Here is a 17,715-nt window from a genome sequence, read left to right on the forward strand (position 1 = left end):
TGCATCAATTCAAATTAATTTAAATGATTAATCAAAACACTATAGAAGATACTTTAGCAGCTATTGATAAAGAGATGCTTAACGGTGAGAACCACGATAAAAGAGAGTTCGTTAGAAAGATACTCAATTATCCTGCTATGATGGTTCCATCTGTTCAAGAATCTATTATAAAAGCCATCCTGACTTTTTTACCACCTGAAAATCGTTCTTTAATTGATCCTTTCATGGGTGCTGCAAATAGTCTTGTTGCAGGAATGAAATATGGATTCAATGTATATGGACAAGATATAAATCCTTTATCGATATTGATAAGTCAAGTTAAAACAGCTGATTACAATATCCAAGAACTAAATGATGCACTTACTAGAATAAAACTATTTGTAGAAAATGATGATAGCAATGCTGTTGATGTTAATTTCAAGAATATAACAAAGTGGTTCAAGCTCGAGGTTCAACAAGAACTATCAAAATTGAGAAGAGCAATATTATCTGAACAAGATTTATACATTAGAAAGTTTTATTGGGTAGCTTTAGCTGAAGTAATCAGAAACTGTAGTAATGATAGGACTTCCACTTTCAAAATGCATATTAGAACAATTGAAGATATTCAAAACAGAAAAATTTTTCCAATAATAACTTTTCTGAATTTATCTAAAAAAAGTATTGCTGATATTGAAGATTTCAGAAATTCACTTGAAAAAGAAAATCTTCTAGAGAATGGTAAATATATCAAAACTTCTGAAGTAAAATGGGGTAACTCAATGCAAAAAGTTTTAACAGAAGAAAAATTCCAATTGCTTCTTACATCACCACCATATGGGGATAATCATACAACTGTAACCTATGGACAGTTTTCATATTTACCACTACAATGGATTCCTGTAAATGAAATTGATGAAACAATAACTTTAGATTATTTAAAGGTAATAAATGAAATTGACTCTAACAGTTTAGGTGGTAAAAATTTAGTTTCTTCAAAAGAGTTAGAAGACAAATTATTTCCAAAATCTAAAACATTAAAAGAGTATTTTAATTTTCTTACTACTGACGAAAGAAATAAGGCTAGAAAAGTATTAAATTTTATCAATGATTTAGATATTACAATAGATAATGTACTTGAAAAAATGGATATCAATTCCTACCATGTTTGGACTATTGGTAACAGAAACGTAAATAATAAAGAAGTAAAAAACGATAAGATTCTAAAAGAATTATTAGAAAGTAAAGGTTTATTCCTTGTTACAGATTTAACAAGAGACATTCTTAGCAAGAGAATGCCTGGTAGAAATAATTTTTCTGATACTATGAATAAAGAAAAGATTTTAATATTCAACAAACCTTTTTAATGGGAGATAATAAACAAGAAAATAAGTATCATTTTGATATAACACCTCATATAGTCAAACAATTAGGTGAACAACTAGTCCCAGATGAAGTTACTGCACTTTTAGAGTTAATTAAAAACTCTTACGATGCAGATGCAACTTATGTATCAATTGAAATTAATACAAGTGGAGAATACTTAAAAGAAAAAGTTTTTTATCCAGACCAGAAAGGATTTATAGCTGTTGAAGATGACGGATTTGGAATGGACGAAAAGACTATTATGAAGTCTTGGTTATTGATTTCATATTCCAATAAAAGAAATCAAAATGGACCTAAAGAAAAAACGCCTGAAGGAAGAACCCCTCTAGGAGAGAAAGGTCTAGGAAGGTTGAGTACGCAAAGGCTTGCTAATATATGTGAGATTTTTACAAATAAGTTAAATGAACAAGGAACCCATATAGCTTTCAATTGGAAAGATTTTGAAACAGAAGAAGCATTAAGTGATGTTAATGTAAAATATGAATCTTTTAATAGTAAAAAAAGGAAAGGGACAACACTTTTATTAACTGACCTTAATAATTCTGAAGTTTGGCAAGGTAAAAACTTAGAGAAATTTAAAGGACAAATTCTACAAGTAATATCTCCATATAAAGAAAATAGACCTTTTGAGGTTTATCTTAAAGTAAATGGTCAATCAATAGAATTAGATAAGTTCAATGAAGGACTATCCGATTTAGCGATTTCAAATTTTACATTCAATATCACAAACAACATTCTAACTATTTCAGGTAGAACTAGATTAGTTAAATTTTTAGGGAATGATATAGAGACTAAAGAGAATTATCACAATTTTGTTGAAATTGATAACGGGAAAAAACTATATGAATATTTATTAAATAAAATAAGCGATTTAAAGCAATCTGAAAACCCCTATTTTATAAATTTTGAAAGGAAGTTTGATGTAGATAAGGATATTAAATTGGAAATCGCAAATGGAGAAAGGGCAAACCCTGGTGAGTTTTATGGTACAATAAATGAATTTTCATATAAACAGGAGCAACTAAAAGATGAAGACTCTCTAAAAGACATTTTTGGAAAATTTGAAAATTATAAAGACTTTGCACAAGCTCAGATTGGTATAAAAATTTATAGGAATGGATTTGCAGTTTTACCGTATGGAATATCTGAAAATGATAACAGTAATAAAGATTGGTTGGGTCTATCAAGTTCTCAAACAAAAACTACTTTTTATGATTTAAGACCCGATAACGTAATTGGTTATATTTCAATTGATGAAGGAAGGAATTATGAATTGAAAGATAAAACAGATAGATCTGGTTTAATATCAAATCCTTATTCTAGGAATTTTTTCACATTAGTACATTTCATTAAGGATCAAATCAATTTATATCAAAGGTCTATTAGAAGAAATTACAATGACTTTATAAGTACATATAAAATTGAAAATAATGGCATAAAAACAGTTAACCAAGCTTTTAAAGAACTCAAAGATACCCAAGCTAAAACAGAAGATGTAAAAGTGGATTTTAAAAAAGCTAAATCACAAGTAAATAATTCAATAAGAGTTCTTGCTGAAACAAGCCAAAAGGTTAAAAATGATCCTCTTTTTACAACAGATTTAGAAAAGGAAACTGCTCAAAGAATAGATTCACTGACTGGAGAGTTAAAAGCAATTGAGAGCACTCTGGAAAAACTTGAAACAGTTATTGCAAAAACGGAAAAATTAAATGAAGTTATTGATATACTTGAACCTAAAATCCAGATTTTAGAAGAACAGTTAACTAACTTTTCAGAATTAGCAAGTTTAGGACTAACTGCTGAATCTGTAAGTCATGAGTTTGCTTCAATAGCGGATAGATTAGCGGAAAAAGCATCTTTTTATGCTACAAAACTCCAAGGGAAAAAATTAAATGATTCTGATATCTATGTTTTTATAGAGTATATAAATACAACAGTAAATGGTTTAAAAACTCAATTAAAACACCTTGACCCAGCATTAAAATATAATAGAGAAAAAAAGTCAACTTTTAGTTTATCAGAGTTCTTTAGTGAGGAAAAGGAATATTACAAAAGCAGATTCGAAAAGCAGAATATTGAGTTTAATATTCTCCAAGAAGATAATTTTACAATCACAGTAAACAGAGGGAAATTAGTTCAGATTATTGACAATATTGTAAATAACTCTGAATATTGGCTTATTGAACGAAAGAAAAATGAACCCCAATTTATTCCTTCTATTAGTATAAAAATAGAATCGCCATGGATTTATATCTCTGACAATGGTTACGGAATAGCTCCAGCAGTGGAAAACCAACTCTTTGAGCCATTTGTAACAACTAAACCTAAAGGCGAAGGAAGAGGTTTGGGATTATTCATTATTCAACAATTATTGGATTCATCGGGATGTACTATAGCACTAGAACCAACCCGAAATGAACATAAGAGAAAATACATTTTTGCTATTAATCTTTCTAACATCATTGTGAGCTAATGGAACATAAGGTATCAACTAATATTAAAGTAGAGGCAACAGCTCCTTTTTTAAACGAAGATTTGCGAAATAAGGCAATAGAAACCACAGTTCATTTATTAGATACAGAAAACATAGCTCATGTAATTTATATAGATGATAAATTTGATATTGAAGGTCAAAAAGCAGAGTTTGTTGGCAGAGTAAAAAGCTTAAAAGATCAGCAAAAATATATTGAGGGAGGTAGTTTTGTGGAATTCAATTGGGATGGTCCAGATGAATTAATAAATAAACTATGGGAAGAATCAGAACAAAAAGGAATTTTGTTGAATGAAGTTTGCAGATTTGAAAATGATGATGAAAGTGCTAATGTTATACCTGCTTTAGAGATAATAAGCTATTTTGGAAATAAAGTTGTTCCAATGACGCCAGATCAATGGAAGCAGAATGATTATGCATTATTGAAAGGTCTAGAAGAAGGAAAAAGAGCGATATGTCTATTTGATTTTGAATTTCAAAGTGGAAATAAGTTAATTGAGGGCAGAAATGGTGCTCAGTTAGCACATCTGCTTTTAGAACAAGAAGATGTTAGTGAAAAGGTAGTGTGTGGAATCTTTTCTCATAAGTTCAGAGAAGAACAAGAAGATGAAATAAGATTAGAATATGCAGCCCAATACGGGATTAATAAAGCTAAATTTTATACAGTATCAAAATATCGTTACTATTTTGACCCTCTTATTGCTGGATTTTCTGAAGGCATAAAAAATCTATTGTTGCAACCTCACGTTGAAATTTTAAAGCAAGAATCAAAGGATGTTTTAAAAAGTTCGAATGAAAAAGCTTGGGAGAGAATCGATGATATAACGCCAAAAACTTTCAATCAAATTATTCAAAAGTCATCATTAAAAGAAGGTGTATGGGAGATTAGTACTCTTTTTAGATTATATGGCATTCTTTCCAAAGAAGAAAACTATAATAAAATATCAGATTCCGAGACTAGAAAAAAATTCAATAGTTCCATAGAAAGAATTAGATTAATAGACAATGCGGATACAGGATACATTTCAAAAATACCCAATCAGCAACTAATTGATTTAAGAAATAGTGAATTATACCTAAATGGAGACCTAGTTAATAAACTTCACTTACCAATATCTAATGGAGATATTTTTAATATAAAAGGAAAGCTTTTTGTGCTATTAGTACAGCCGTGTAATCTTGCTATAAGAGCAAAAGATACCGAATGTGGTTCAAGAAGTAAAAATTATAACAATGCTTTTTTAATTCCTCTTAGAGAATTTTCAAAAAAGCAATTGAATCATACAAAACAGGAAGTTTTGTCTCCAACTAATACTCCTGAAAAGGTTCTTTGTGCTTACTTTCCTGAGTTTAAAGTTCTTTCACTAGATTATCTTGATTTAACTGTTTTTAATGAAACAGGAGAGTCTTTTATTAATATGACAATTCCAGAACTAGATAATGATGTTATTCATTTTCCTTGGAAAAAACGCTATTACCATATTTTTGAAAAACTAGTTATTTTAGAAGAGAAAATCAAATCATTCATCTATATAAAAAGCCTAATAAACCCTAAAATTGAAGAGCTTTCCGACTCCATAAGAGAGCTTACAAAAGATTTTAGTAAGCTTGGTAAAAAGGAGAAAACAAAGATCATTGAAAAATTAAATCCAATTAAATCTGAAAAAAAAGATTTAGAAAATCATTTAAAAGCATTAGAAGAAAGTATTTATTCCATTGAAAATTTTGATAGTTTTAATTTAAATCATATCAATAATTATGATGAAGGAACCCGTACATTTTCTTTTGAAATTAAGAGAGAAAGACATTATAAATCACCGTATTCAGATGATTTGCTACAGAACTTTATGTTGTACTTGTCGAGAAATGCCTTTGAACATGATTTTACTTCATAATCTTTGCTAGTCCATATGTATCACGATGAAGTTAATAAGCTCACACAACTTATAAAAAGCAGCTTACAGATAAAAAATGAAAAACATAGAGAAGATAAAGAAGTAGCTGATGCAGATAACTTATGGAATGCATCATTATTCCTTTCTAAAGTTTTGCATAAGGCTTCCTATGATTTTTCATTTACTAAGTCTGATTTTCAGGAATTTAAAGTTGACTTTGAACAAACTTATGGCGTAGAGATTAATGATAAATCTTTATTTGATCGATATTGGTTACGGGAAATCTTAGGGCAAGTTAAACTTTCAGGTGCAATTGATTCTTTCTGCTACAGATTTGATGAAATTACCGATTTTAGAGGAGAACTTAAATTTATTTGTAAACTTCAAGAAGATAATAAACCTGAGCGTTTTGAATCTAAAAAGAAGTTTTCAAGGGAGTTCCTGTTGGATAAGATTGCAGAATATGAAAAAGCAAATAGCCTATCAATTAATATAAAAGGGGTATTATTTAATAGATGGTCTAGTGAAAAAGATAATGAAATAGGGTTTTCTGATATGGAATCATATTTCAAGCCGTATTTGGAATATTGGGATGATTTTATATTTCTGAACGCTTTAAGAAAGCATCTCTCAGATAGGAAGGAAATAAAAATAAATGTATCTGATTTTACAGATATCCATTTTGCACATAAAAATACATTTTCAAGAACTCCTACTATAGAGCAATTAATAAGTCAAAGATTATTAATTAAGATTAATGATGATTTTAGAATTGAATTTTACAATCCGGAACCTAGATATTGGTCAGGTTTAGAGAATAAGATATCTGCTTATCTCTGGCAATTTTTACTTGACGATTCGACATTTCAAGATGATAGTGAAAGACTTATTAATTGGACTTATAAAGTTCACTATTGGGAAAGCTGGCCAAATCCATATCAATACTTAACCTCTTCATCTGCAAAAAGGTTATTAGATGCAGCATTTGCTTATATTATCAATGAAAAAGACATAGAAGGGTGTGATGATGAATTCAAAAAAGTAAAACTAGAAGGAGAACATCGAAATGAAATTTTTATTCTTTCCGAAAGAAGTCTGAAAAGGGACAGTGAGTTTTCTTTAAACAATGATGATTTATTTCAGGTTCTTAATAGTTTAGAATCATGGGAAGATAGAGCAAGCAGAACTTATTTATATGATCAATCAACAAGAAATGAAATTGGTTTTTTGATTTATTTGGTAGTTGTGCAAGATGAGGAATATCATAGGATTGAAAATGAATCAGATGAGGATGATTATAAAATTGAACATTGCAAGAGGATAAAAGATTTACTAAGAGCGGGTATAAATAAACCCTATTTAGTTTGGAAAGTTTCCCGTGTGATAAGATACCATAGACCAGAAGTCATTCCACATTTACTTTTTGAGAAAGATATTTGTTCTATGTGTTTTATAATATTAGATCAGCTAGAATATAATGCTGAACACAGGGACTATTTTGAAAGCAAAATATGGATAGAATATATTTCATTTACCTTGAAACAGTTAATTAAGGAGAATGCGTCTAAACAAGAAATAGCCACATTAATCTTTAATCTATATCAGGTTATAAATAAGGATAAATATAGAATTTACAATTATCAGAATAACCCTAAGAATGCTGATAATTTGAATAACAGGGAATACGAATATTTAACATTGCTTGAGAATTATAAAATCAATTCAGCAAGGTTTTCTTCGTATAATCAAGACTATCTTCTACCATATATTTATGAAGAATTGTCTGACTTATTCAGAAATCTCAAAATAAAGCCTAAATATAATAATGGTACAATTCGGTTCCCGATGTTACAATGGGATGGACTCATTTGGTTATTGAAAATTTCAACATATTGGAAGTTTAAGAATGATTTTACAAAATCAGGTATAGAAATAGAAAAACTCATAAATGAGTTTTATAAATCCTACTTAGAGATCATAGAAAAGAAAGAAATAACAAAATATAATTTCTTTGATGATAAAGATGAGATTGGAATTCCCTTGTGGAGTGAAAAAATAGAAACCGTTGGTTTTTTAGAGTGGCTATATCCTGTTTATTTTATATCAAAAGCAGGAAAATTAAATTCATTTCTTTCTCCACGAATCGAAATTGATAAAAGTAAAGGCAAATATGATAAAGAAAATAGCTTTGGTGTACAAAAGTTAAGAACACATATTGGTGTATTATTACAAGTATTAAGGAAAATTATTGAAACACCAACTCCTTATGGTTTTGAAGAAGAGAAAATTCTAGAAATAAAGAGAAGAATAGAAGGTCAAATTGTTGATTATATTTCTCAATATTCAAATTATGACCCTGAAGATAAATCTATTGATTTATTTGGCTACAGTGAAGAGCGTCAATTTCAAAATACAGATAAGGAAGCATTAATGCCCCAACTGTTTAGAGCAATCAACTGGTTTTCGGATAAAGAGAAGGTTGTTAATTTAATAGTAAATAATGGAGATTTAACCAAAATTCTTGAACTGCTAGAAAGCAGTACATCGGAAGGAGCGAAGAAACTGTTGTTAGAAAAAATAAAGAACATTAATATCAGAGAGTTTTTAGAAAACTTTAGCTGGATTCCCGAGATTGAAAATGTTTTATTGAAAATTTCTCGTTACCCAGAGCTAATAGAGCAGGCGGAAGAAGCTGTAAAATATTGGGAAGAAAAAGTTTTGCAACGTAGAAAAGAACTTAATTACAAAGAGCTATTATTTACTACGAAATTATTACTAGCTTATTTTAAAACTGATCTATCAGCTATTAATACTATAGAAGCTCCTGGAAAGGATAATTTTTATGATTCCAGAAAATTACCTTATTCCGTATACAAGCGTTTCTATACAGCGTTAATATACATTCAATCAGAGCCTGAGAAAGCCTATAATATCTTTAATGAATTAGTTAAACATTATCCCGATTACTATTCATTTGCTTTAAATAGAATGGTCGCCAAAGTAAATTGGGCTGAAAAGGAAATTAAGATTGACTTCTATAGAGAGGCTTATGAAGAATGGAAAGAATATCGAGGAGTGTATGATGATTCAAGCTTTGACTTAAAAGATAATACAGAGTCTTTATCTGTCTTGGACTTATTGAATAGATTGGAAAAGTTTGATGAGTTTGAAAAAGTTTTTCAAAATTTAGAGTTGCCAATAAGAATGTATCCAAATATTCTTAAGCTTAAAATTGAGAACCTTGTTAAACAAAAGAAACTTGATGAAGCATTAATATTGAAAGAAACAGCTTGTAAATATCATCAATCTTCTTCTGAAACACCATTTGAATTTCTTGCAGAAATTGATAGTTTGATCAGTGGCATTGATAATATTGATGAATTAAAGTCTTTTTATCACAAAATCTTTTCAAGTACCCCGAATAAGTTAGTGCGGATTATTCCTGATGATATTAATGATAAAGAAAAATTAGATGAATTCATTGTAAATGAAGTTGTGACTGCTTCAAATAAGATGCTCGAAAAAATAAAATCTATTTCCGAAATAAAAAATGAAGATAAATACAACGATATAATGGAAGTACTTATTGATGCTAGAATTAACCCTTGGGGTTGGCATGTTGGAGCACAATCAAGAGGTGGATATTCTGCCCCAAAAGATGGAAAGAATAGCTTTCAACCTGGTGAAAGAGATTTACCAATAATGAATCGTAATAATCAAGCAATTCAAATTTGCGAAGCTTTTATATATAGAGGAAGTACCACCGCAAAAGAACATATAAATAAACTATTTGATTATCATCATAAAAAAGAAGAAATGACCATCATTGTTTATGATACAGGAGAAGTCAAAGGGAAAACATTTAATCAAAACTGGGGTGATTATAAAAAAAATATAGTACCTAAGACAAAGTACCCCTCTGGTTTTGAATTTGAATCAATTATTGAAGTAACCAATGATTATAAAATGAAATTATCAGCTGTTAAAATTGCAAAATCCAATCATAAATCAGGCACAATTTTACATCATATTTTTATAAATATTAATTACAAAACAACTTAATTAAATAATGAAAATAATAGCAGATACAAATATTTGGTATGGTCTTGGACAAGATAAAGAGTTATATGAAAAATATAGTAATGAACCAATTTCGCCAACATTTGCAAATATTCATGAATTATCAAAATCAGAAAATCTTTTAGACAAAGAAGAATTATCCAGAAGTGCTATTCAAATGTTGTTTAAGTTTAAAGAAAATGTAATCTATCAACCTCCATTTGTCTATTTAGCTCAATTAAAACAAGAATTTAAATATGATATAGCTTCAGAAATTGGTCACTGGTTAGATTTTACATCAAAATTTGCAAAAGGTCATTCAATAGATCCGAATAAAAAAGAGATTTTTAAACAAGAAATTTTAGAAGGTAGAAAAAATTTAGAAGAGGTTGCAAAATTGTTTAATGATGAAGCAGAAAATATTAGAACAAGAATTTTAGATAAAAAAGCACATAAAAAAAATGACACATATCAAATAACGGCTGAATTTATAAATTTTTGTGTCAAACAGTCAACAAAAGGTAAAGTAAATATTGATGGTTTTGAACTAGATAATATTGAATTATTAGTAAAGACATTAGATCATTTTTTCAAAACTCTTGAAACAAGTCAAATGAAGGTTCAAGCAAATGACTGGTACGACTTTGCTATACTTACTTATATGCAACCAGGAGATAAATATTGGACAAGAGAAAAAAGATGGATTAATTTAATTACTGACGCAGGTTGTGGTCATTATTTGATTACCGAATAGAATATTAGATAATCATTATCTCATTCAGACTGCACAAAAACCGTTTTTAGTCCAAGTATTCCTAAAGCCGGTTCTTTGTTTGCTTCATTTCGCTTATTTCATTTTCAATCACAAGAGTATTTTTCTGTTTAGTGGTAGAATGACGTTTTAGTTTCTAGTTGCCCCTCCTTCCCAACGCTCCAAAAGTTTTTGTATACCAGAAGTTAATCTCTCCGATAGACAAATAGTGCAAGGCAACAAAAACTTTTCCCAAAGCTTAGTTACATAATGTGGCATTATAGTGCATAGGGACTATCCTGCTACTAATCAAAATCTCGGATGCACTATAATAACATTATGTAAAAAAGCCGCTCACCCAACGCTCGTGCCAGTGGCTCCAGGACAACTTTTTTTGTAGCTCCCATCGCATCACCCAGCTACAAAAAAAACCGTCCTTCGCCACTGTCTTTAAGAACATTCACCATTTCATAGGAATAGTTTCGGTTACCATTGCTTTTATGAACGTTCACGGTAACTGTTTTTATCAACTTTGCGTTTAAATAGGAAGTGTTTTCATTGCTTTTGTAAGTTCTAAAAATGGCTTTAACTTTTAGTGATTTGCCTGTGGTAAATCCATTTTTAGAACCCACAAAACCAAAATACCCAGTAAGAGTATCATTTTTTATTTGCCAAAAAACTAGCAATAATTGCTCCAGCGAAAAAGCTGATGCCATACCGTTTTTTAAGATAATCTGCCGAATACTGAACAATGCGACTGCCAGCTAAATTTCAAACATCAGCTTTTCCACTAAAGCAATCAGAAACTTCCCAGTGAGCAAATAAAAAATGATACCCTTACTCACGCTACTGCCACATCCCACTCGGTAGTATAATGCATTGTTTTTTGAAGATGCTTCCCATTTTCAGTACAACATCCGACTAAATTGAAAACTTCCATTTCATAGGACGATTAAGCATCCTCAAAAATCAAAACCAAGAAATGGCCACAAAAAAAAATCCAAATAAAAAGAAGGCCATTACGTTTGACCAATAAAAAACAATAAACACTTGCAAACGAAAGAGTATCAAATTCTTTAGCCGGATGAATAGCTTTTTTATTTTCTGATTTGGTTTATTCATCCATCCAAAGAATTTGATACCCTTTCCGAAGACGTCTATCTTTCAAATCAACTTTCAATACTTCGGATAAAATCCGATTAAACAAGGACATCTGATTGGAAATAGCCAACTAAAAATAAAATTCCGATTTCAATAAAAATGGCTATTCTCAATTTCCGATTAAAAAACAAATAAAAAAGAATTGAAAATTTCAAAAAAAAATAAATAAAAAAAGGAAGCAAAGATAAGTTCCAGGTATTCAAAAAAGCAAGTTCAAGCCCTGCGGGTTTCAGAAAAAATCTCCACCCAAAAAGTTTCAAAAGATATTCATTCTGATTAGACGCTGACGATTTAAATCACGTATCGGGTAGTATTTTTTCTGAAAAACTTGCTTTTTTGAAACCTTCCACTAGACGAATGGCTTTCTTTTTTTCTTTTTTTTCTTTTGAAATGAATATTCTTCGCTTCCAATTTAAAATAACTTTTGGCGAAAAAAATTTAATGGGCGGAGCGTAGCGAGGCACACCTGCATTCATCAGAAACTCAACAGAAAATTAGAAGAAAACCTAATTTTTAAATCCGAAGCCATGATGAATTTTATCGTTAAAACCCACAAGAAGAACACCATTTACAACAAACCACACTTTTTTGTTTTAAACAAAGGAATGAACAGCGGTAAGCCCCAAAATGAGCCATTCACAAACAGTTTCGTAATCATATTTGATGGTGAAACTGATTGCGAAAATATTTTTTGGATTGCATACAGCTTGTGGAAATCTAAATTCTGGCACCAGCATTTAGTAGGTTCTGTAATTTCATTTTTACGTCTTCCTGATTTCAAAAGAGAGTTTTTTCCAAAGTCAAAGTTCTTGATGGAAGAACACGAAGCACATTTGAAGCATGTTGAAGCTTTAAAACTTTTGGAGTCAAAAGAAAAACAATTTCACGAAAACATCAATTTAATCAACGATATGCGTAGAGTTATTTTGCATCGCTATTGTAACAGATAATTTATTTATAATCCTTAAAATCAATTCTATGAGTGTATTTCTATTATTTCAAACCGATAGTTGGAAGTCAAAAGCATCAAGAGTGTTCTTTGGAGCTTTTGATAGCAGAGCAAAAGCATTAGATTATGCAAAATACAACGATTTGTATTGGTATAATTCAGAAGTTGTAGTGGTTGAGGTGATACTCAATCAATTTGGAGAAGTTTAATATTGAAAATGCCTAGTTTTTAGCTAGGCACTTTAATTTTTTTATACATTCATAAAAATTAAATCGTTTTTTAAATTTAATTTCCAAGTAAACCAAGATGTTTGAAACCAACTTCCTTTTTTTTCTTTGATGAAATTAAAGCGTTTACTCGGTATCAAAATCTGGACTTTGTGCTGCTGGAACATTTTGCTTCGCTTTTTGCCTTCCAGAGTTGTTATAGGGAGCAACATCATAAAAGGTTTGTCCAATTCAAATGCTCTTTTCAAGAATTGATCTTTAAAAGAATAAGGAGGATTGGTTATAATCAAATCATAATGCTGAGGTTCGTATTCAAAAAAGTCCAAACCATCTTTTATATGTGATTTAATTACTTCAAAACCATTAGCTTTTAAAACAGTGACTATTTCACTATTCTCAATAGCGGTGCATTCCCATATAACTTTAACAGTATCAGGAATATAAGGAAGAATGCACTCTATAGCTTCTTTTGGTGTGTATAATTCGTCAAAAGCACCTCTTTTGATATAATCTATTTTGTTTTGTATCATAACAGTTATTATTAAATATAAAAGCCCATTCCGTTAGGTTTGGGCTTTCATTCTGTTTAACCCAAAGGTCACCACAACTAGGTTAAACTTATTTTTTGTGCTTCTTACAGAGGTATTTGAGCAATACCGAAATTGAAAAACTCACCACAGCTCCAACAGTTGCTAAAATCACTGTCTTAATCAAATCTTCTGAGTTCAAATTCGGTACTATACTCAAAAAAGTACCTCCGGCAGTTCCAACTAAAGTTGAATTACTGTGGCTGTTCATTCTTCTCAACAGTCAACTGACTAACTGCTGAAATAACACCACCAGCAACAGCTACATAACCACCAACGGTTGTCACAATTACTGGCAGAGAAACTGGTGCAGTTAAAACAGCAGTACCAACAGTAGCCAATACCAATCCAATAGTTCGAAGCACTTTAAAAAACTTTGGTGTGGGAGCACTCGCTCTCTCTACAATTTTATTCATAATCTACTTTTTTGTCATTTCCGCGAAGGCGGAAACCTATTGAACAATTAATTCGACACTTTCTTTATTGTCCAAAGCTTTATAAACAATGTCTTTCAGCTTAGTAAAAGCTATTCGAGACATCAAACCAAGCCCTGGACCAGAAAGTTTTGTAACAGGAGCAATACAGCCTTGTAATTCCTTTTGAGCATTATTGGCAGGATGAAAAAGAATAAATTTTCTGTTCGGTACATCCAATACTTCTAAATGCCATTTGTATTTGGCACTGTATCGCTTTCTAATAAAATATTTCCCCTCAGGAATGCAGGAAACCTTCGTTTCGTTCATCTTCCACGGTAATTCAATTGTGTTACAAATCACCTTACCTTCGCATTCGAGTTTACCATTTGTTCCATCAGGGAAATAAGTTCTAGTTAACCAAATAACCATTACACACCGCTGTCAACTTTTGCAATAGACAATGGGTTAAAAGCACCATTTTTCAATGGGTACATTTGTCCATTTATCTCCTGATAGAACTCAACACCTAGAGCCAAAAATAAAGGCTTAGTTGAGTTAGCAGTAACCACATTCACTTGATTAATTGGAGCAGTAGCAGTTCCGTCCCAAGGTAAAATTGCCGTTTCAGAAGTAGCAACCACATACGTTTCAGCTTCAAAATCAATCTCAGCTCCTCCAGAAATGATTTTGTAGTGAGTAGTTCCACTTGGAGCAGCAATCATATTCGCAGGAATAAATGATGCCAAATCCACAGTAATTTCACCAGCCACACGGTCAATAGTTGCCACAAACGGAGCAAACAGAGTGGTTCCAAGCTTACCACGAATATTGAATTCAAAACCAAATAACAATTCAGCTTCTCCATCAATTACGTTTCGCAAACCACGTTCACTAACTGTATCTGCTTGGATAACTTTAACCATCGCTTGTGTCAAACGACTAACCATTCTACTATCCGCAGAATTTAAAAGCAATGGTCGTAAAGCGGTTCTTAGCACTTTCCCTGCCTTACCAGCTCTACCAAACTCGGAACCATTCTCACGAGTTCTTTGAAACGCAGGATCACTTGCAATTCTACTAGCGTCAATTCCTCCTTTTTCTCTTGCCAAGTGCCCATCTTGCGTTTTGTAAAAAGTAATATCTCCGATAGTACCTTTCAATTTAATTATGCCTTTCTGTCTAGCCATAACTTCAAAATTTTGTTAAACATTCATCTATAATCTCCTTCATTCTTTCAATCAGTTGCAACCATATTTTGAATGATTAAAGCAAAGTTTACAAAGCATTTCACTAAAGAAAAAGTAACAAGTGTACCATATGTCCAAAATCGACACAAGTGTCTTAAATGAACATAAAAACACAATAAATAAGTATGAAAAATTATAACTAAATTGCAAAAGATTTTCTGCACGTCAGAAGTATAGCATAGCTATATCAAAGGTATGGATAAAGTATGAAATTGAATAATCAGAGGGTATGCATCTATCCAAAGGACATACAACGAATAACAGGCAAGAGTTATCGTCAAAGTACTAGATTAATGCAAAAGATAAAAAAAGACCTCAATAAGCTCGAAAATGAGTTTCTAACGATTGAAGAGTTCTGTACATATAGTGGCATAAAATATGAACAAGTAACTCACTTGATTTTTGGTTAAAATAGAAGAAATGCTAAAACAAATTTTAATCAAGAAAAGCACCTATAAACACTTAAATAACCAGTTCATTTTTTAGTATCATTTAGTAATGAATTAATTTGCAGAAGATTATAAAAATTATTAAATTTACAGTATTAAGATTTAGTGATGTTTGTTTCTATATGAAGGAGCAAAATCGAGACCTTTGATTTTTAGACTTATATAATTTATTATATATGAGCGCATTATGAGGAAAGTTCGAACCCCTCATCGCCCACAAATTAAAACCCTATAAATCTAAATTTATAGGGTTTTTTATTTTTAATTATATTCGGCAAATTATGCCTTTTTTTTGACTGCCATAATTTTTGATGATTCAAACTATAAGAAAAAGTTAAAGTTTTGTGTAAAAAATGGAATAGACTGCCATGAAATCGTTTTCGTAAGATTTTACTTGTTACATCAATGTTTTTTTTTATTGTTGATTCATTTTTTTCAGTAGTTTTGACCCCATTATGAGGACAATTACATTTTTCATATACCTTCTTTTTTTAATACTTGGTGTTAAGCAGAACTCCTATGCTAATATTCAAGAGAGTTTAACGGATAAATTTTCTGTCCAAAATCTTACTACAGATTTCCAATCTAAGTATACAATCAATGAACAAATCTCTACTCTGATTGAAGATACTGACTTGGATTCAGACGAAGATCAAATTAAAAATAATTCCAGAAAAAATAGACCCGATGATAAGTCTATAATTTTAAAAAGTAGTTTTGTAAGCAATTGTAATGTAATACTACCTCATTCATCTTGCCCAAACAACCACAATAACTTTAAAAATCACACTTCTTTCAGTATACAACCCTTACCTATTTACCTAAAAAATAGAGTTCTAAGGATTTGATTCTCCGTTTTTAGCAGTTATCTTTTATTGCCTAAATATGTTTCTATGCATGTTTAAGTATAACAACTGCTTCACTATTTTCCAGTTTCATTTTTACAGCCAAAATCTTTTGACTTTGGTATAAAATTTCAAATCCAAAACGTTAATCGTTATATTTTTCATTTAAACACCATGAAGAGAAACATCATTTTCATAGGCTTAGTTGCCGTGTTGCACCTAACTAGTTGTACAACAAAAAAAGAAGAAAAAGAAGAAGAGGTAAAATTTACCGTAACCAAAGCCGCGGTTATGGATACCGTATTTAATAAAGAATATGTTTCGCAAATCAAATCCGTGAGAAACATCGAAGTACGTGCACAAGAAAAAGGATTTCTACAAAACATATATGTAGACGAAGGCCAATTTGTAAATACAGGTCAACTCCTATTCCGAATCATGCCAGGTATGTATCAAGCCGAATTGCTTAAAGCACAGGCAGAAGCTAAAGCAGCTAGCATAGAATTAAAAAATGCTAAATTATTGGCCGATAAAAATATCATTTCCAAAAGTGAACAAGAAATAGCTCAAGCAAAATTAGACCAAGCTAATGCCGAAGTAGCTTTAGCAAAATTACACTTATCATTCACAGAAATCCGAGCTCCTTTTGCTGGAATCATAGACCGTCTTCCTAAAAAATTAGGAAGTCTTATCGACGAGGGAGAATTACTAACTAGCCTTTCAGACAACAGCAAAATGTTTGCCTACTTCAACGTTTCAGAACCAGAATACATCAATTATCAAAATAATATAAAAGACCGCGCTAATAGTAATGTAAATTTAATATTGGCTAATGGCGAATTATTAAAATATAAAGGTAAGATCGAAGTTATCGAAGGAGAATTCGATAACGAAACAGGGAATATAGCTTTCCGAGCGAGCTTCCCCAATCCAGATAAATTGCTTAAAAATGGTGAAACTGGAAAAGTACAAATGAATGTTCCAGTAAAAAAAGCGCTGATTATACCTCAAAAAGCTACTTACGAAATTCAAGACCAGAAATATGTTTATGTGGTAGGAAAAGATGGCGTTTCTAGATCCCGAAATATAAAAGTTGCCTACGAACTTCCTGACATCTATATCATCGATTCTGGATTAGAAGCCGAAGAAAATTTCTTGTTAGAAGGGGTTCAAAAAGTAAAAGAAGACCAGAAGATTAAGGCAGAATTCCAAGATCCAAAAAAAGTACTTCAATCATTAAAATTAAAAGCAGACTAGCTCTACCTAAAAGCGA

Annotated in this window: 14 protein-coding genes; 8 read left to right on the forward strand and 6 right to left on the reverse strand. The window is 30.8% G+C overall.

Going from position 1 to position 17,715, the window contains the following annotated elements; all coding sequences use genetic code 11:
* Positions 1-23: 23 nt before the first annotated feature.
* Genes AC23L6_RS10305 through AC23L6_RS10325 form a run of 5 tightly spaced genes read left to right on the forward strand, consistent with a single transcriptional unit; the run spans position 24 to position 10,564 of the window.
* Complete coding sequence (locus tag AC23L6_RS10305; RefSeq protein ID WP_487562094.1) at positions 24-1,346, forward strand: hypothetical protein; 1,323 nt, start codon at positions 24-26, stop codon at positions 1,344-1,346.
* The gene (locus tag AC23L6_RS10310) at positions 1,346-3,838 is read left to right on the forward strand and encodes an ATP-binding protein (RefSeq protein ID WP_487562095.1); all 2,493 of its coding nucleotides are present in this window, start codon (positions 1,346-1,348) and stop codon (positions 3,836-3,838) included. The genes AC23L6_RS10305 and AC23L6_RS10310 overlap by 1 nt, the downstream gene beginning before the upstream one ends.
* On the forward strand, positions 3,838-5,751 hold the full coding sequence (locus AC23L6_RS10315) for a hypothetical protein (RefSeq protein ID WP_487562096.1): 1,914 nt from the start codon (positions 3,838-3,840) through the stop codon (positions 5,749-5,751). The genes AC23L6_RS10310 and AC23L6_RS10315 overlap by 1 nt, the downstream gene beginning before the upstream one ends.
* Positions 5,752-5,766: 15 nt before the next feature.
* The gene (locus tag AC23L6_RS10320; RefSeq protein ID WP_487562097.1) at positions 5,767-9,813 is read left to right on the forward strand and encodes an outer membrane protein assembly factor BamD; all 4,047 of its coding nucleotides are present in this window, start codon (positions 5,767-5,769) and stop codon (positions 9,811-9,813) included.
* A gap of 7 nt (positions 9,814-9,820) precedes the next feature.
* A complete protein-coding gene (locus tag AC23L6_RS10325) occupies positions 9,821-10,564 on the forward strand; it encodes a hypothetical protein (RefSeq protein ID WP_487562098.1) in 744 nt (247 codons plus the stop codon).
* A gap of 416 nt (positions 10,565-10,980) precedes the next feature.
* Here the strand turns inward: AC23L6_RS10325 and AC23L6_RS10330 are convergent, their stop codons facing one another.
* Complete coding sequence (locus AC23L6_RS10330) at positions 10,981-11,277, reverse strand: hypothetical protein (protein WP_487562099.1); 297 nt, start codon at positions 11,275-11,277, stop codon at positions 10,981-10,983.
* A gap of 972 nt (positions 11,278-12,249) precedes the next feature.
* Between AC23L6_RS10330 and AC23L6_RS10335 the strand changes: the two genes are divergently transcribed.
* Together AC23L6_RS10335 and AC23L6_RS10340 are read left to right on the forward strand one after the other, a co-directional pair.
* A complete protein-coding gene (locus AC23L6_RS10335) occupies positions 12,250-12,672 on the forward strand; it encodes a DUF6943 family protein (RefSeq protein WP_487562100.1) in 423 nt (140 codons plus the stop codon).
* 28 nt (positions 12,673-12,700) lie between these two features.
* Complete coding sequence (locus tag AC23L6_RS10340; protein WP_045968899.1) at positions 12,701-12,880, forward strand: hypothetical protein; 180 nt, start codon at positions 12,701-12,703, stop codon at positions 12,878-12,880.
* A 41-nt stretch (positions 12,881-12,921) separates the two neighbouring features.
* Here the strand turns inward: AC23L6_RS10340 and AC23L6_RS10345 are convergent, their stop codons facing one another.
* The 5 genes from AC23L6_RS10345 to AC23L6_RS10365 form a co-directional block, all read right to left on the reverse strand.
* On the reverse strand, positions 12,922-13,428 hold the full coding sequence (locus AC23L6_RS10345; RefSeq protein ID WP_374551269.1) for a hypothetical protein: 507 nt from the start codon (positions 13,426-13,428) through the stop codon (positions 12,922-12,924).
* Between the two features lie 88 nt (positions 13,429-13,516).
* Positions 13,517-13,696, reverse strand: a complete 180-nt coding sequence (locus AC23L6_RS10350) for a hypothetical protein (RefSeq protein ID WP_187657892.1) — start codon at positions 13,694-13,696, stop codon at positions 13,517-13,519.
* Complete coding sequence (locus tag AC23L6_RS10355) at positions 13,680-13,901, reverse strand: hypothetical protein (RefSeq protein ID WP_187657893.1); 222 nt, start codon at positions 13,899-13,901, stop codon at positions 13,680-13,682. Before AC23L6_RS10355 ends, AC23L6_RS10350 begins: the two co-directional genes overlap by 17 nt.
* Positions 13,902-13,937: 36 nt before the next feature.
* Positions 13,938-14,330, reverse strand: a complete 393-nt coding sequence (locus tag AC23L6_RS10360; protein WP_374551271.1) for a DUF5675 family protein — start codon at positions 14,328-14,330, stop codon at positions 13,938-13,940.
* Positions 14,330-15,088: a hypothetical protein gene (locus AC23L6_RS10365; RefSeq protein ID WP_487562101.1), complete on the reverse strand. Its 759-nt coding sequence runs from the start codon at positions 15,086-15,088 to the stop codon at positions 14,330-14,332. Before AC23L6_RS10365 ends, AC23L6_RS10360 begins: the two co-directional genes overlap by 1 nt.
* Before the next feature lie 1,528 nt (positions 15,089-16,616).
* On the opposite strand from AC23L6_RS10365, the gene AC23L6_RS10370 reads away from it, so the two are divergent.
* The gene (locus AC23L6_RS10370; RefSeq protein WP_487562102.1) at positions 16,617-17,699 is read left to right on the forward strand and encodes an efflux RND transporter periplasmic adaptor subunit; all 1,083 of its coding nucleotides are present in this window, start codon (positions 16,617-16,619) and stop codon (positions 17,697-17,699) included.
* Positions 17,700-17,715 lie beyond the last annotated feature (16 nt).

This window comes from Flavobacterium sp. R1_16 (assembly GCF_057652095.1).

Excerpts from the sequence above, each read along its gene's own strand:
- AC23L6_RS10315 (WP_487562096.1), top strand. The coding sequence starts at position 3,838 with ATGGAACATAAGGTATCAACTAATATTAAAGTAGAGGCAACAGCTCCT.
- AC23L6_RS10305 (WP_487562094.1), top strand. The coding sequence starts at position 24 with ATGATTAATCAAAACACTATAGAAGATACTTTAGCAGCTATTGATAAA.
- AC23L6_RS10330 (WP_487562099.1), bottom strand. The coding sequence starts at position 11,277 with ATGGCATCAGCTTTTTCGCTGGAGCAATTATTGCTAGTTTTTTGGCAA.
- AC23L6_RS10320 (WP_487562097.1), top strand. The coding sequence starts at position 5,767 with ATGTATCACGATGAAGTTAATAAGCTCACACAACTTATAAAAAGCAGC.
- AC23L6_RS10355 (WP_187657893.1), bottom strand. The coding sequence starts at position 13,901 with ATGAATAAAATTGTAGAGAGAGCGAGTGCTCCCACACCAAAGTTTTTT.
- AC23L6_RS10310 (WP_487562095.1), top strand. The coding sequence starts at position 1,346 with ATGGGAGATAATAAACAAGAAAATAAGTATCATTTTGATATAACACCT.
- AC23L6_RS10325 (WP_487562098.1), top strand. The coding sequence starts at position 9,821 with ATGAAAATAATAGCAGATACAAATATTTGGTATGGTCTTGGACAAGAT.
- AC23L6_RS10350 (WP_187657892.1), bottom strand. The coding sequence starts at position 13,696 with ATGAACAGCCACAGTAATTCAACTTTAGTTGGAACTGCCGGAGGTACT.
- AC23L6_RS10335 (WP_487562100.1), top strand. The coding sequence starts at position 12,250 with ATGATGAATTTTATCGTTAAAACCCACAAGAAGAACACCATTTACAAC.
- AC23L6_RS10360 (WP_374551271.1), bottom strand. The coding sequence starts at position 14,330 with ATGGTTATTTGGTTAACTAGAACTTATTTCCCTGATGGAACAAATGGT.
- AC23L6_RS10370 (WP_487562102.1), top strand. The coding sequence starts at position 16,617 with ATGAAGAGAAACATCATTTTCATAGGCTTAGTTGCCGTGTTGCACCTA.
- AC23L6_RS10340 (WP_045968899.1), top strand. The coding sequence starts at position 12,701 with ATGAGTGTATTTCTATTATTTCAAACCGATAGTTGGAAGTCAAAAGCA.
- AC23L6_RS10365 (WP_487562101.1), bottom strand. The coding sequence starts at position 15,088 with ATGGCTAGACAGAAAGGCATAATTAAATTGAAAGGTACTATCGGAGAT.
- AC23L6_RS10345 (WP_374551269.1), bottom strand. The coding sequence starts at position 13,428 with ATGATACAAAACAAAATAGATTATATCAAAAGAGGTGCTTTTGACGAA.